The sequence below is a fragment of the Variovorax sp. AC103 genome (genome assembly GCF_979254005.1).
Window position 1 is genome coordinate 17,186 of the sequence record NZ_CEEDFC010000011.1, and the last position, 13,331, is coordinate 30,516.

Here is a 13,331-nt window from a genome sequence, read left to right on the forward strand (position 1 = left end):
GCAGGATTCGGTCTTGTGTTCAGTCGGCGCCCAGCTGCAGGCGGCTGGGCAGGCGCTTCTCGATCGCGGACTTCAGCAGCGCCGCCGAGCGGAACATGCCGTGCGCGAACTTGCCGTAGGGCAGCGTGAGAAAGAGCGCCATCACCACGCCCAGGTGCACTGCCAGCAGCAGCGCCATGAACTGCGTGTCGCGCCATGCGAGCAGCGCCAGGCCGGTGAGGCTGGTGAGCAGCAGCAGGGCGATGAAGCCGCGGTCCATGGGCCGCTGCGCCACGTCGCCGTGCGCGGCGTTGCGCCGCAGGTTGAGCCACAGCAGGCCGACGGGACCGACCACGAGGCCGATGCCGCCCGCCGTGCCCAGCAGCACCGGCAGGCTGGTGAGCGCATAGGGCGCGTGCAGGCCGAACAGGTAGTGGTACAGCGTCGCCACGCAGGTCGAGGCGAAGCACAGCATGAAGCCGTAGAAGGTGAAGTGGTGCATGCGCCGGCGCCACAGCGTGAAGCGGTCGTCCTCGTTGTTGCAGCCTTCGCCGTGGCCGCCTCCCAGGTACTTGAGGCGCAGCACGTCGCTCACCGCTTCGGTGCTCGCGGGGCCGCGCACGCCGGGCATGGCGGGCGCATTGCCCGGGTCGTTTGCGGGCGACACCTCGCGCCAGAAGCGCCGCACGCCCATCGCCAGCGCGAGCACCACGAACAGCGACACCGTACCGAACAGCAGCGCGAGGAAGTTGTGCGGAAAGATCGCGTAGAAGTTGCCCGCCAGCGGCGCGTGCAGCAGCGAACCCGACATGGCCACGGCCAGCACGAGGAACAGCGCCAGCCCGCCCGCCAGGGCCAGCGCGACGGTGAGGCCGGCCTTCTTGTACAGCGCGCCCATCACGGGCGGCCAGGCGTAGTCGTGGTACGTCTGCATGCGCACCTGCGCCATCGCCTGTGGCACGTTCACCGCGAACTCGTGCGGCGGCGCGTACTGGCAGGCATGCAGGCAGGAGCCGCAGTTGTGGCACAGGTTGGCCAGGTAGTGCGTGTCGGCCTTGCCGAATTCGAGCCGCCGCGTCATCGCGGGGAACACGGCGCAGAAGCCTTCGCAGTAGCGGCAGGCGTTGCAGATCTGCAGGATGCGGGCGACCTCGCCTTCGCTGGCCGTGAGCGGCAGGGCGGGCTGGATCGGGATCACGCGCGGCGGCGGCGGGGCGCTGCCGATGCCGTCGGCATCCGCACGGGCGCGTGCGACGAGATCAGTGAGCTGCTGCAAGGGCGGTCTCCGGGGAATTTGTCGAAAGGGTCCTGGCGGCTTTCGCTGCCTGCGTGCCGGCGATGCGGCCGAAGGCCGTGCCGATGCTCATGCCGACGCCCGCCGTGTAGCCCTTGCCCAGCACGTTGCCGGCCATCATTTCGCCGGCCACGAACAGGTTGGGGCTGGGCCGGCCGCCGAAGCGCACGGCCGCCGTCTCGTCGACCTTCAGGCCAAGGTAGGTGAAGGTGATGCCGGGGCGCACGGGGTAGGCGTAGAAAGGCGCGGTGTCGAGCGGGCGCGCCCAGTGCGTCTTGGCGGGGGCGAGGCCTTCGGTGTGGCAGTCGTCCAGCGCGGTGTGGTCGAAGCGGCCGACGCGGCAGGCGGCGTTGTAGTCCTGCACGGTGCGCACGAAGGTGGCTTCGTCCAGGCCGATCTTCTGCGCGAGTTCGCCCAGCGTGTTCGCCTGCGTGCCGGTGAACACCGGCGGCATGAAGCGCCCGACCGCCTTCTGGTCGATGACCGACCACGCAATCTGCCCCGGCTGCTGCGCCACCAGGCGTCCCCAGATCGCATAGCGCTTGGGCCAGAAGTCTTCGCCTTCGTCGTAGAAGCGCTCGGCCTCCCGGTTGACCACCACGCCGAGCGACACGCAGTCGATGCGCGTGCAGATGCCGCCGTCGTACAGCGGTGCGCGCGCGTCGATGGCCACCATGTGGCCCTGCGACGGGTCGCCGATGCTGTCGGCGCCGGCGGCGATCATGTACTTCAGCAGCACGCCCTGGTTGAAGCGCGTGCCGCGAATCAGGAAGTTGTCGGCCGGCCATTCGCCGCGCTCGTTCTGGCCCCAGGCTTCGCGCAGCCATTCGCGGTTCGACTCGAAACCGCCGGCGGCCAGCACGCAGCTTTTGGCTTCGATGCGTTCGCCGGCGTCGGTGCACACCGCCACGAAGCGGTCGCCGTCGAGCGCCACCGAGGCCACGGGCGTGTCGTAGCGGATCTGCACGCCCAGCCGTTCGGCGCTGCGGAAATACGCGTTCACCAGCGCCTTGCCCCCGCCCATGAAGAAGGCGTTGGTGCGCGCCACGTGCAGCGCGCCCGACAGCGGCGGCTGGAAGTGCACGCCGTGGCTGCGCATCCAGTCGCGGCAGTTCGACGAGGCGCGGATCACCAGGCGCGCCAGGTGCTCGTCGGTGAGGCCACCGGTCACCTTCAGCAGGTCCTGCCAGTACTCCTCTTCAGGGTAGGCCTCGACCAGCACGTCCTGCGGCGCGTCGTGCATGCAGCGCAGGTTGCGGGTGTGCTGCGAATTGCCGCCGCGCCATGCCTTGGGCGAAGCTTCGAGCAGCAACACCGAAGCGCCGGCCTCGCGCGCCATCAGCGCGGCGCACAGCGCAGCATTGCCGCCACCGACAACCAGTACGTCTATCACTCGTGGGTCTCCTTGGAATGCAGGAGACTTTAGGCAACGGGGCCTTCACGCGAAAGGCCGGTTGGGGCAACGGGTGTTCAGTTCTTGTGAAGACTGGCGCCGGTCCAGCGGCCCTCGCGCACCAGGGCGCGGGCGGTGTCCGCGACCACCACGCGTGCGGCCAGCGCGGCGGGCGAAAGCTCGTCGTCCGACAGGCTCACGAGCAGGTTGCGGCGGCCGACGTGGGCGTCGCCGATCTGCGTGAGCTCCAGGTCGTCGCGGTCGTGCCGGGCCGTGGCGGCGCCGGGCTGCACGGTGGCACCGTAGCCGGCGCGCACCGCGTCCATCAGCAGCGCGAGGCCGTCGACCTCGGCCACGATGTTCGGCGTGACCCGCGCCCGCGCAAAGGCCGCCGTGAGCGTGGCGCGCAGGCCGTGGCTGCCGCTCGGCAGGATCAACGGCACATCGGCCAGCTGTGCCAGGCGCACCTTGGCGCCCGTGGGCCGTTGCGCCAGCGTCGGCGACGCGACCACGAAAAGCTTTTCGTCCAGCAGCGGCGTGACGCTCCAGCGCCGCGGCGTGTCGGTCTGGAACAGCACGGCCAGGTCGAGCTGGCGCGACTGCAGCATTTGCGTGAGGTGGCCCGACAGTGCCTCGACCATGTGCAGCCGCACCTCGGGGTAGCGCTCCTGCATGGCCCGCATCAGGGGCACGCCCAGCACGGTGGCGGTGGTGGGGGCCAGGCCCACGCTCACGTGGCCCGACAGGCGGGCTTGCTGCGCCGCGCGCACCGCATCGTCGGCATGGCGCAGCGTGAGCTGCGCCTGGTGCAGAAAAGCCAGGCCCGCGTCGGTGGGCGTGACGCCGGTCGAGCTGCGTTGCAAGAGCCGCGTCGACAGCTCGCCCTCGAGCCGGCTGACCTGCTGGCTCAGCGCGGAGGTGACCACGCCGAGTTCGAGCGCGGCGCGCCCCATGCTGCGGAGTTCGCAGACCTTGACGAAGTAGCGCAGTTGTCTCAGTTCCATGCGCGCATCATCGCGCACACCCGCCAGGAGACACGGACAAAAAAATGGCCGCCGGCACCCGTCGCGCAGGCGCTGGCAGCCGTGGAAACCGGAAACGCCGTGTCGTCTTACTGCTTGTAGCTGTCGTCCACCCGGTCGAGCTTGCGAATCAGCGAAGGCCACACGAAGCTGCCGCCGAGCCCGCCGGTCTGCACCTTCATCGCCTGGCCCACGCCCTCGACGATCTTCGGGTTCACGTGCGTGAGCTCGCTGCCGCCGGACTGCGCCGCGATCTGGATCTGGCAGGTGTTCTCGAAGGTGTACATCGACAGGAACGCATCGGCAATGGTCTTGCCGCAGGTCAGCAGGCCGTGGTTGCGCAGCATGAGGAAGTTGGCGTGGCCCATGTCGGCCTGCAGGCGCGGCTTCTCGTCGTCGCGGAAGGCCACGCCTTCGTAGTCGTGGTACGCCAGCGAGGCCAGCACGAAGGTCGACTGCTGGCTGATGGGCAGCACGCCGTTCTTCTGCGCGCTCACCGCGATGCCGGCCTTGGTGTGGGTGTGCAGCACGCACTGGATGTCTTCGCGCGCGGCATGCACCGCGCTGTGGATGACGAAGCCCGCCGGGTTCACCGGGTAGGGCGAGTCGATCACCTTGTTGCACTGCTGGTCGACCTTGACCAGGCTGGACGCGGTGATCTCGTCGAACATCAGGCCGTAGGGGTTGATCAGGAAGTGGTGCTCGGGGCCGGGCACGCGCGCGCTGATGTGCGTGAACACCAGGTCGCTCCAGCCGTACAGCGCCACCAGGCGGTAGCAGGCGGCGAGGTCGATGCGAAGCTGCCACTCCTCGGCGGAGACCAGCTTCTGGATTTCGGGTTGGGAGAAGGCGTTCATGGGGTGTGTGTCCTTGGGAAGAGTCTCAGGCGGCCGCAGGCTCGGTGAGCGCGGCCTTGTAGATGCTTTGCCTGGGCTGCGCCATCACGCGGCGCAGCATCGGCTCGAACTCGCCGATGGGCAGGGTCTCGGCCTGCGGGTCGAAGGCGGGGTTGTCGTAGAGCGCGCAGAACTCGGCCGTGCGCTCGTAGTGCGGATGGTCCTTGAAGCTGTCGCGCATGTCGCGGTTCAGGCCGATGTGGTGAAAGAAGTAGTGGCCCTGGAAGATGCCATGGTGCTGCACCATCCACAGGTTGGCTTCGCTCACGAAGGGCTTGAGGATGGCGGCAGCGATGTCGGGGTGGTTGAAGCTGCCCAGCGTGTCGCCGATGTCGTGCAGCAGCGCGCACACCACGTACTCCTCGTCGCGGCCGTCGCGCAGCGCGCGCGTGGCGGTCTGCAGCGAGTGGGTGTAGCGGTCGACCGGAAAGCCGCCGTAGTCGCCTTCGAGGATCTGCAGGTGCTTGATCACGCGCGCGGGCAGGCCGCCGGTGAACTGCATGAACTCGCCGCCGATCAATTGCCAGTCTTCGCGCGTGCTCTCCTGCATGCTCCTGAAACTTGCGCGTGCATTCATCGGGGGGCTCCGTTTTCTGTTCGTGGGGTGCCGGCCACTTTAGACCCCGGCTTGACGCCCAACTGTCAAAAATTTGACAATGCAAGGTGCTCGTAAACCCCTGTCCCCAGGGGGACGGCCCACCCTTGCGGACAGATGCCTCCCACCACCAAGCCACGCCTTTCCGCCCCGCATCGCGCGGCGCTGGAACGCAACCCGTGGTTCACCAGCATGCCGCGCGCGCAGCGCGACGCGCTGGTGGGCGCGGCCGAGCTCATCCATGTGCGCCGCGGCGCGATGGTGTTCCGCCAGGGCGACTCGATCGAGGCGGCGGGCGGCGGCTTCTACGGGCTGGTGGCCGGCACCATCAAGATTTCGTCGCTGCGCCAGGACGGGCGCGAGGCCATCCTCGCGATGCTGGAGCCGGGCATCTGGTTCGGCGAGATCACGCTGATCGACGGGTCGCCCCGCACCCACGATGCCACCGCGCTCGAGGCGCTCGACCTGCTGGTGGTGCCGCCCGAGGCCTTCGCGCGGCAGATGCGCGACGTGGTCTTTTCCAATGCCATGGTCGCGCTGCTGGCGGCGCGCGTGCGCATGCTCTACGGCCTGACGGAAGACGCCACCCTGCGCAGCCTGCGCGCACGGGTGGCGCACCGGCTGCTGGTGCTGGCGCGCGGCGACGCCACGCAGTCGGTGCACCTTCGCCATGTGGTGATGCTGTCGCAGGAGGCGCTGGCGATGATGCTCGGCGTGACGCGTCAAACGCTGTCGAAGGAACTCAATGCGCTGGCCGGCGAGGGCGTGATCGCGCTGGGCTACGGGCGCATCGAACTGCTGTCGCTCGATGCGCTGCAGGCGCTGGTGAGCACCGGCTGATGCCCGTTGCAGGGAGGCACGCACGGGCATCGGCCCGTGCGCAGCTCAGCGCAGGATGCGCCCGTCGGCCGAGATGCTGATCAGGTCGATGCGGCGCACGTTGTCGCGCAGGCCCGGACGCAGGTTGATGCGAAAGCCGCCCACGTCGTAGTCGGTCATGCCGGTCATGGTGCGTTGCAGGGTCGCGGTGTTGAAGCCGCGGCCCGCGCGGCGCACCGCTTCGCCGGCCGCCTTGGCCGCGATGAAGCCCTCGAGCCCTTCGTACGACGCGGTCTGGTCGGAGGTGTCCACGGCCGCGAGGTATTCCTTGACGATCGGAATGGCCGAGGGCCGCGGCGAGGGCACCACCTGCGAGATGACGATGCCGCCGATGTCCTTGCCCAGCGTGGCGTAGAGCGGGTCGATGCCGACGATCGAGAAGGCCATGAAGTTGCCCGTGTAGCCGCTCTTGCGCAGCGTGCGGATGGCGTTGGCCGTGGTGCCCGACAGCGACACCAGCACGATGGCCTGCGGCGACTTCTGCTGCACGCCTTTCAGCGCGGCGCCGAGCTTGTCGCCGTTGGGCGGCACCAGCGCGGTGGCGACCAGCGCGGGCAGCTTCAGCTCGGCGATGGCCTGCTCGACCGCCGCGAGGCCGGCGCGGCCCATGGCGTCGTCGTCGCCCACCAGCGCCACGCGCGTCTGCCCCACGGTGGCGCACTGGCGCACGATCTTGAGAGCCTCGTCGATCATGCCGGGGCGCACATGGAACACGTTGGGATGGTCGGTGCCGCGCAGGTTGTCGGCGGCCGCGAAGGGCGCGAACAGCAGGCTGCCTTGCTGCGTGGCGACATTCGCGCCGGCCTCGCTGCTGGCCGTGCCGACGAAGCCGAACAGCATGTCGGCCTTGTTCGCGCCGAGCAGGGTGCGCGCGTTGGCGGTGGCGCGGGCGGCGTCGTAGCCGTCGTCGAGCTGCAGCAGTTTCAGCTGGAGGCCGCTGGCTGCGTTGCGTTCATTGAAGTCGGTCACTGCAAGGCGGCTGCCGGCGGCGAAGGCGCTGCCGATTTCGCTGGCCCCGCCGGTGAGCGGCACCGATTGGCCCAGCAGCACCACGCGCGGGGCACCGCCTGCGCCACCTGCCGCGGCGCGGGTGGTCTGCGCCATGACGGGGCCCGCCATGCCGCCGACGCCGCTGGCCAACAGCGTCGCACCATATGCCTTGGCCAGCCATTCCCTGCGCGATGCGTTCATTGGACACTTTCTTTAACAGTAGTAAAAAAGTGTAGCAATTTCAGGGCCAAGGGGGAAGGCGGAGGACGCGTAGATCGCGCAAATCACCGGGCCGGGCGGCCCGGCTTCAAAGGTTGCGGCCCTTTGGCCCTTCGGCCCTTTGGCGCCTTGCGCGCCCGCCCCCGGCCGGCGCCCGCTCAGGCGGCGCGCTCGAACACCAGGTCCCACACGCCGTGGCCCAGCTTGATGCCGCGATTCTCGAACTTGGTGAGCGGGCGGTACGCGGGCTTGGGCGCGTAGGCCTCGGCCGTGTTGCGCAGCAGCGGCTCGGCGGCCAGCACCTCGAGCATCTGCTCGGCGTAGGGCTGCCAGTCGGTGGCGCAGTGGATGTAGCCGCCGGGGCGCAGGTGCTGCGCGAGCTTGGTCACGAATTCGGGCTGGACCAGGCGGCGCTTGTTGTGGCGCTTCTTGTGCCACGGGTCGGGAAAGAAGATGTGCACGCCGGCCAGCGTGCCGGGCTGCAGCATGTGGTCGAGCACGTCGACCGCATCGTGCGCGCAGATGCGGATGTTCGGGATCGACTGCTCGCCGATGCGCTTGAGCAGCGCACCCACGCCGGGCTCGTGCACCTCGCAGCACAGGAAGTTGGTTTCGGGCAGCACCGTGGCGATGTGCGCGGTGGCCTCGCCCATGCCGAAGCCGATCTCCAGCACCGTCGGTGCGTCGCACCCGCCGAAGGCTGCCGCGAGGTCGAGCGGCTCGGCCTGGTAGGGCAGCAAAAACAGCGGGCCCAGCTCGGCGAAGGCGCGCGCCTGGCCGTCGGTGGTGCGCCCGGCGCGCTTCACGAAGCTCTTGAGGCGGCGGTGCAGCGGGTGCGGCTTGGACACGTCGCGGCTGCTGTCGCCGCTGTCACCGTCTTCGGAGGCGGGCGCATCGTCGCTGGGCGGGAGGTCGTGGGGCACGGTGTCGGGAATGTTCATGAGGGCCGCGAATTGTAGAGAGCGCGCCATTCGGGCACCCAGGCGGCCAATGCGGCGGCGCAATCGGTGGACGTGGCGGGGGACAGCCCCAGCACCTGCGCGGCGCGGTCGAGCGCGGCCAGCGCGGCTTGCGGCGAGCCGGTGTCGATCGACGTGGCGCCGTTCTGCTTGGACAGCTTGTCGCCGTCGGCGCCGCGCACCAGCGGCGTGTGCAGGTAGCCGGGTGTGGGGAAACCGAGCGCGCGCTGCAGCAGCACCTGGCGCGCCGTGTTGTCGGCCAGGTCTTCGCCGCGGACCACGTCGCTCACGCCCTGCTCGGCGTCGTCGACCACCACGGCGAGCTGATAGGCCCAGGGCCCGTCGGCGCGCCACAGCACGAAGTCGCCGACCTCGCAGCCCACGTCCTGCTGCTGCGGGCCCAGGCGGCGGTCGGTCCAGCACACGCCGGCGTCCAGCTTGAAAGCGGCAAAGCGCCAGGCGCGCGCGGGCTTGCCGTGCAGGCCGTCGCGGCAGGTGCCGGGGTAAACACGCTCGCCGTGCCGTTCAGGTGTCTGGCCGAGCCTGGCCAGCGCCTCGCCGATGTCCTTGCGCGAGCAACCGCAGGGGTAGGCCAGGCCACGCGCCTGCAAGGTGGCCAGTGCGGCCTCGTAGCGCGCGGTGCGCTGCGTCTGCCACACGGGGGCTTCGTCGGGCAGCAGGCCGCAGGCGGCCAGTTGCTGGAGGATGTGCTCGCCCATGCCGGGCAGGCAGCGCTCGGTGTCGGCGTCCTCGATGCGAATCAGCCAGCGCGCCTGCGGGCCGCGGGCGCGCACGTCGAGCCAGCTCGCAAGCGCAGCCACCAGCGAGCCCGCATGCAGCGGCCCGGTGGGCGAGGGCGCGAAGCGGCCGGTCTCCCCCATTCCGCCATCAGATCACTGCAAGTGCCAGCGACAGGCCCGAAAGGAACGCGTCTTCCACGCGGTGGCCCGTGCACCAGTCACCGGCCACGCCGATGCGTGCCTTGGCATCCCACAGGTGGGTGGTGCCCACCGGCACCTGCGTCTGCGCTTCGTTCCAGCACACCGCCTGGGCATGCGAGGGCGTGGCATGGATGCCGGTGATCTCGGCAAAGGCGCGCAGCAACTTGGCCTCGACGCGCGGTGCGTCGTCGCGCAGGTGCTCCTGCGACCAGGCGGCGCTAGCCTGCAGCGTCCAGCGCTCGATGCGTTCGCGGCCGGGCTTGGACGATTCGCGCGCCAGCCACGCCACGCGGTGGTGGGTGCTGCGCGCCGCATTCCATTGCGGGCCGAGGTGCGACATGGTGGGCTGGTTGGCCTGGGGGTAGGCGACCATCAGCGTCCAGCAGGGAGCGATGCGCACCGGCTCCACTTTGCGGCTCAGCGTGGCCGAGAGCTTGCCGTCGCCCAGCAGCGCGCGGGCGCGCGACGGCGGCACGGCCAGCAGGACGGCGTCGAAGCCGGAGTACACGTGCTGGGAGTCTTCCGCGCCCGCGGTGCGCAGCTGCCAGCGCTTGGGGTCGAGCGCATCGGGCTCGATCTGCGTGACCTGCGTGCCGGTGACCAGGCTGTCGCCCAGCGGCTTGGCCCAATGGGCCACCAGCGCGTGCATGCCGGGCTGGGCCACCCAATGCGGTTCGAGCGAGGGCAGGGCGGCCTCGGCCACGCGGCCGTGGGCGTCGAGCACGCGCACCAGGTTGGCGCTCCATCGCTTGCACACACCGGGCGCGGTCTCCAGCGCCAGTGCAAAGCGCGGATCGCGCACGGTGAAGTACTGCGCGCCGCTGTCGAAGCGGCCGAAGGCCGTGTCGATGCTCGCCATGCGCCCGCCGGCCGTGGCGTCGCGTTCGAACAGCGTGACCCTGTGGCCGGCTTGCACCAGCGTGCGGGCGCAGGCCACCCCGGCGATGCCGGCGCCGACGACGGCGTAGTGGCGCGGGGTGGCTGGGGTTCGGTGGCGGTCGGCCGGCTTTGCCGACTGTGCTTTGGCGCGAGTGGTCATGAAAGACTCTTTTCTTCTGGAGGGAATGCGGTTGGATGTGTCCGCACTCTACATCGGTCCGGCAGGGGCTTCGCCTGAGGGCACACCCTTAGCGCGGCCGCGCGGAATCTGCGTCATCCTTATCGACCCCGGTGCCGCTCCAGCAACGCACGCCGCGTGCCTTCGTGCTCGAACTGCGCGAGCCACCATTCGAGCGCGCGCCCCGGCTTGCCCGCGCTGCGCACCCGCCATGCGCAATGCATGGTGCCCAGCGGCGCCTTGCGCTCGGTCTTCAGCTCGACCAGGTGGCCGGCCTCGATGTAGGGCCGCGCCATCGGCTCGGGAAGAAAGCCGCCGCCCAGCCCATGCAATTGCGCCGCGATCTTGGCCTGCATGCTGGGCACCGTGAGCACGTCCTGCCCGCCCATGAGGTTGACCGTCATCGGCGTTCCATGGCGGGCCGAGTCGGCGGCCGCCACTGCGCGGTGCTGGCGCAGCACGGCGTCGCTCAGCGGCTGCGGCAGGCGCGCCAGCGGATGGTGCGGCGCCACGGCGTAGACGAAGCGCAGCTCGCCGATCAGCCGGCTGCGGATGCCGGTGGCGGTGAAGGTCAGGCTCGCCGCGTCGATCACCGCGCCGATGGCCAGGTCGGCCTCGCCGCTGGTCAGTGCCTCGATGGTGCCCAGCAGCGTCTCGTCGCGCAGCTTGAGCCGCGTGGGCGGCTCCAGCGCGAAGAAGGCGGTGGCCAGGTCGAGCAGCGGGTCGCGCGCGATCACGCTGTCGACCGCGATGGTCAGCATCGGCTCCCAGCCGGTGGCCACACGCTTCACGCGATTGGCCACCGCGTCGATGTCGCTCAGCAGGCGCTCGGCCTCGCGCAGCAACTCGGCGCCGGCCTCGGTCACCTTGGCCTGGCGGGCGCTGCGGTCGAACAGCAGCACGTCGAGCGCGTCCTCGATCTGGCGCACCCGGTAGCTCAGCGCACTGGGCACCAGGTCGAGCGCGCGGGCGGCCGCGGCAAAGCTGCCGGTGGCGGCCACGGTCTGCAGCATCGACAGGGCGTCGGGGGTCAGCACATCTCGGGGGCTGGGCATGGCGGCTCCATTGATCAAATTATTTGAATGGTGCCATCAAACCGCGGCGTCTTTTCGAAGGGGGTGCGGGCCTAAAGTTCTTCACATCCGCTGCGCATCCGGCGCGGCATGCAAAGAAGGCCCGGACAGCCCCCATTGGGGCAGGGCCGCCAAGGAGTTCACGATGTTGCAAGTCCGTAAATCACAGGAACGCGGTTATGCCGACCATGGCTGGCTGCGCTCGTTCCACAGCTTTTCCTTCGCCGGCTACTACGACCCGGCCCACATGGGCTTCGGCAACCTGCGGGTGATCAACGAAGACCGCGTGGCGGCGGGCGCCGGTTTCGGCACCCACGGCCACAAGGACATGGAAATCATCAGCTACGTGTTGTCGGGCGAACTGGCGCACAAGGACAGCATGGGGAACATCGAGTCCATTCCGCCCGGCGACGTGCAGCGCATGAGCGCGGGCCGCGGCGTGATGCACAGCGAGTTCAATCACAAGAAGGACGAGACCACGCACTTCCTGCAGATCTGGATCCAGCCGAACGTGCACGGCATTACCCCGGGCTACGAGCAGAAGGCGTTCAGCGACGCCGAGAAGCGCGGCAAGCTGCGCCTGGTCGCCTCGCCCGACGGCAGCGACGGCTCGGTGACGGTGCATGCCGACGCCCGCCTGTACGCCGGCCTGCTCGACGGCGAAGAAAAGGCCAGCCTGGCGCTCGACCCGGCGCGCAAGAGCTACGTGCACCTGGTGCGCGGCGAGCTCGAAGTGAACGGCCAGAAGCTCGTGGGCGGCGACGCCGCGATGCTCGAAGGCGAGTCGCAACTGGCACTGGGCGCGGGCAAGGACGCCGAAGTGCTGGTGTTCGACCTGGCCGCCTGATTTCCCCTGCCGGGTGCCTCGCGCACACGGCTTTTTTCTGTTCCCTTTCACATTTCAACAACCGAGGAGTTTTCAACCATGGCAACTACCACCAACCACCCCCTTGCTGCAGCCCAGGACACACTGGCGCTCGTCGGCCGCATCCTGATCGCCACGCTGTTCATCCCTGCCGGCTTCGGCAAGCTGATGGGCTTCGCGGGCACCGTCGGCTACATCACCAAGGTAGCGGGCTTGCCGCTGCCCGAAGTTGCCGCAGCGATCGCGATCATTGTGGAACTGGGCCTGGGCATCGCGCTGCTGGTCGGCTTCAAGACGCGCTGGACGGCGCTGATCATGGCGATCTTCACGGTGGCCACCGCACTGTTCTTCCACAAGTTCTGGGCCGACGCGACGCAAAATATCCAGTTCTTCAAGAACATGGCCATCGCCGGCGGCCTGCTGTCCTTCGCAGCCTTCGGCCCGGGCCGCTTCAGCATCGATAGAAACTAAGCTCTCCCCCAGGCGTCGCGCACTGCGTGTCGCTTCTAATCCCCTCTCGCCGGGGGCAACACCGCAGGCCCGGCAAGGCCGGTTCCTCGGTGTTGCGCGAAAAACCCCCCACATCCCTTCAGGAGCTCTCACCATGGCAAACATCGTCGTCGTCTTCCATTCCGGCTACGGCCATACCCAACGCGTGGCGCAGGCCGTGGCGGACAGTGCCGGTGCGCAGCTGCTCGCCATCGACGCCGACGGCAACCTGCCCGAAGGCGGCTGGGAAACCTTGGCCGCCGCCGACATGATCGTCTTCGGCTCGCCCACCTACATGGGCGGCGTGAGCTGGCAGTTCAAGAAGTTTGCCGATGCGTCGTCCAAGGTCTGGTACACGCAGGGCTGGAAGGACAAGCTCTTCGCGGGCTTCACCAACAGCGCGACGATGAACGGCGACAAGGTCACCACCATGAGCTACCTGTGGACGCTGGCGATGCAGCACAGCGGCATCTGGGTCAGCATGGGCATCCTGCCGACCAACAACAAGGCGGCCACGCGCGACTCGATGAACTACGTGGGCGGCTACGGCGGCCTGCTGACGCAGTCGCCGTCGGATGCGAGTTCGGCCGAGATTCCCAAGGGCGACCTCGACACCGCCCGCGCGTTCGGCGAGCGCATTGCCGCAGTGGCAACATCACGCGGGTAATTCGACAACCAGT

14 protein-coding genes are annotated in these 13,331 nt (G+C 69.2%); 4 read left to right on the forward strand and 10 right to left on the reverse strand.

Annotated features, from left to right (window positions below):
- Nucleotides 1-19 precede the first annotated feature (19 nt).
- The 5 genes from tcuB to AC0IYU_RS17035 all read right to left on the reverse strand — a co-directional run bounded on the left by tcuB (nt 20) and on the right by AC0IYU_RS17035 (nt 5,161).
- Entirely contained in the window at nt 20-1,255 is a 1,236-nt protein-coding gene (gene tcuB, locus AC0IYU_RS17015; protein ID WP_472119177.1) for a tricarballylate utilization 4Fe-4S protein TcuB, read from the reverse strand.
- Nucleotides 1,239-2,666, reverse strand: a complete 1,428-nt coding sequence (gene tcuA / locus AC0IYU_RS17020; RefSeq protein ID WP_472119180.1) for an FAD-dependent tricarballylate dehydrogenase TcuA — start codon at nt 2,664-2,666, stop codon at nt 1,239-1,241. Before tcuA ends, tcuB begins: the two co-directional genes overlap by 17 nt.
- Before the next feature lie 77 nt (nt 2,667-2,743).
- Nucleotides 2,744-3,670: a LysR family transcriptional regulator gene (locus tag AC0IYU_RS17025; protein ID WP_435483512.1), complete on the reverse strand. Its 927-nt coding sequence runs from the start codon at nt 3,668-3,670 to the stop codon at nt 2,744-2,746.
- A 107-nt stretch (nt 3,671-3,777) separates the two neighbouring features.
- Nucleotides 3,778-4,545, reverse strand: a complete 768-nt coding sequence (locus tag AC0IYU_RS17030) for a class II aldolase/adducin family protein (protein ID WP_472119183.1) — start codon at nt 4,543-4,545, stop codon at nt 3,778-3,780.
- A 25-nt stretch (nt 4,546-4,570) separates the two neighbouring features.
- The gene (locus tag AC0IYU_RS17035; RefSeq protein ID WP_472119186.1) at nt 4,571-5,161 is read right to left on the reverse strand and encodes an HD domain-containing protein; all 591 of its coding nucleotides are present in this window, start codon (nt 5,159-5,161) and stop codon (nt 4,571-4,573) included.
- Nucleotides 5,162-5,296: 135 nt separating this feature from the next.
- Between AC0IYU_RS17035 and AC0IYU_RS17040 the strand changes: the two genes are divergently transcribed.
- Nucleotides 5,297-6,019, forward strand: coding sequence for a Crp/Fnr family transcriptional regulator (locus tag AC0IYU_RS17040; protein ID WP_472119188.1), 723 nt, complete (start codon nt 5,297-5,299; stop codon nt 6,017-6,019).
- A gap of 45 nt (nt 6,020-6,064) precedes the next feature.
- Here AC0IYU_RS17040 and AC0IYU_RS17045 read toward each other — a convergent pair whose 3' ends face one another.
- The 5 genes from AC0IYU_RS17045 to AC0IYU_RS17065 form a co-directional block, all read right to left on the reverse strand.
- Entirely contained in the window at nt 6,065-7,249 is a 1,185-nt protein-coding gene (locus AC0IYU_RS17045) for an ABC transporter substrate-binding protein (RefSeq protein ID WP_472119191.1), read from the reverse strand.
- Between the two features lie 176 nt (nt 7,250-7,425).
- Entirely contained in the window at nt 7,426-8,208 is a 783-nt protein-coding gene (gene trmB, locus AC0IYU_RS17050; protein ID WP_472119193.1) for a tRNA (guanosine(46)-N7)-methyltransferase TrmB, read from the reverse strand.
- Nucleotides 8,205-9,107 (reverse strand): tRNA glutamyl-Q(34) synthetase GluQRS, encoded by a 903-nt coding sequence (gluQRS, locus tag AC0IYU_RS17055; RefSeq protein ID WP_472119196.1) that lies wholly within the window; start codon nt 9,105-9,107, stop codon nt 8,205-8,207. Before gluQRS ends, trmB begins: the two co-directional genes overlap by 4 nt.
- A gap of 7 nt (nt 9,108-9,114) precedes the next feature.
- Complete coding sequence (locus AC0IYU_RS17060) at nt 9,115-10,206, reverse strand: NAD(P)/FAD-dependent oxidoreductase (protein WP_472119199.1); 1,092 nt, start codon at nt 10,204-10,206, stop codon at nt 9,115-9,117.
- 119 nt (nt 10,207-10,325) lie between these two features.
- Nucleotides 10,326-11,279, reverse strand: coding sequence for a LysR substrate-binding domain-containing protein (locus AC0IYU_RS17065; RefSeq protein ID WP_472119201.1), 954 nt, complete (start codon nt 11,277-11,279; stop codon nt 10,326-10,328).
- 163 nt (nt 11,280-11,442) lie between these two features.
- On the opposite strand from AC0IYU_RS17065, the gene AC0IYU_RS17070 reads away from it, so the two are divergent.
- The 3 genes from AC0IYU_RS17070 to AC0IYU_RS17080 all read left to right on the forward strand — a co-directional run bounded on the left by AC0IYU_RS17070 (nt 11,443) and on the right by AC0IYU_RS17080 (nt 13,318).
- The gene (locus AC0IYU_RS17070) at nt 11,443-12,144 is read left to right on the forward strand and encodes a pirin family protein (protein WP_472119204.1); all 702 of its coding nucleotides are present in this window, start codon (nt 11,443-11,445) and stop codon (nt 12,142-12,144) included.
- A gap of 78 nt (nt 12,145-12,222) precedes the next feature.
- The gene (locus AC0IYU_RS17075) at nt 12,223-12,633 is read left to right on the forward strand and encodes a DoxX family protein (protein ID WP_435483520.1); all 411 of its coding nucleotides are present in this window, start codon (nt 12,223-12,225) and stop codon (nt 12,631-12,633) included.
- Between the two features lie 133 nt (nt 12,634-12,766).
- A complete protein-coding gene (locus AC0IYU_RS17080) occupies nt 12,767-13,318 on the forward strand; it encodes a flavodoxin family protein (RefSeq protein WP_472119207.1) in 552 nt (183 codons plus the stop codon).
- Nucleotides 13,319-13,331 lie beyond the last annotated feature (13 nt).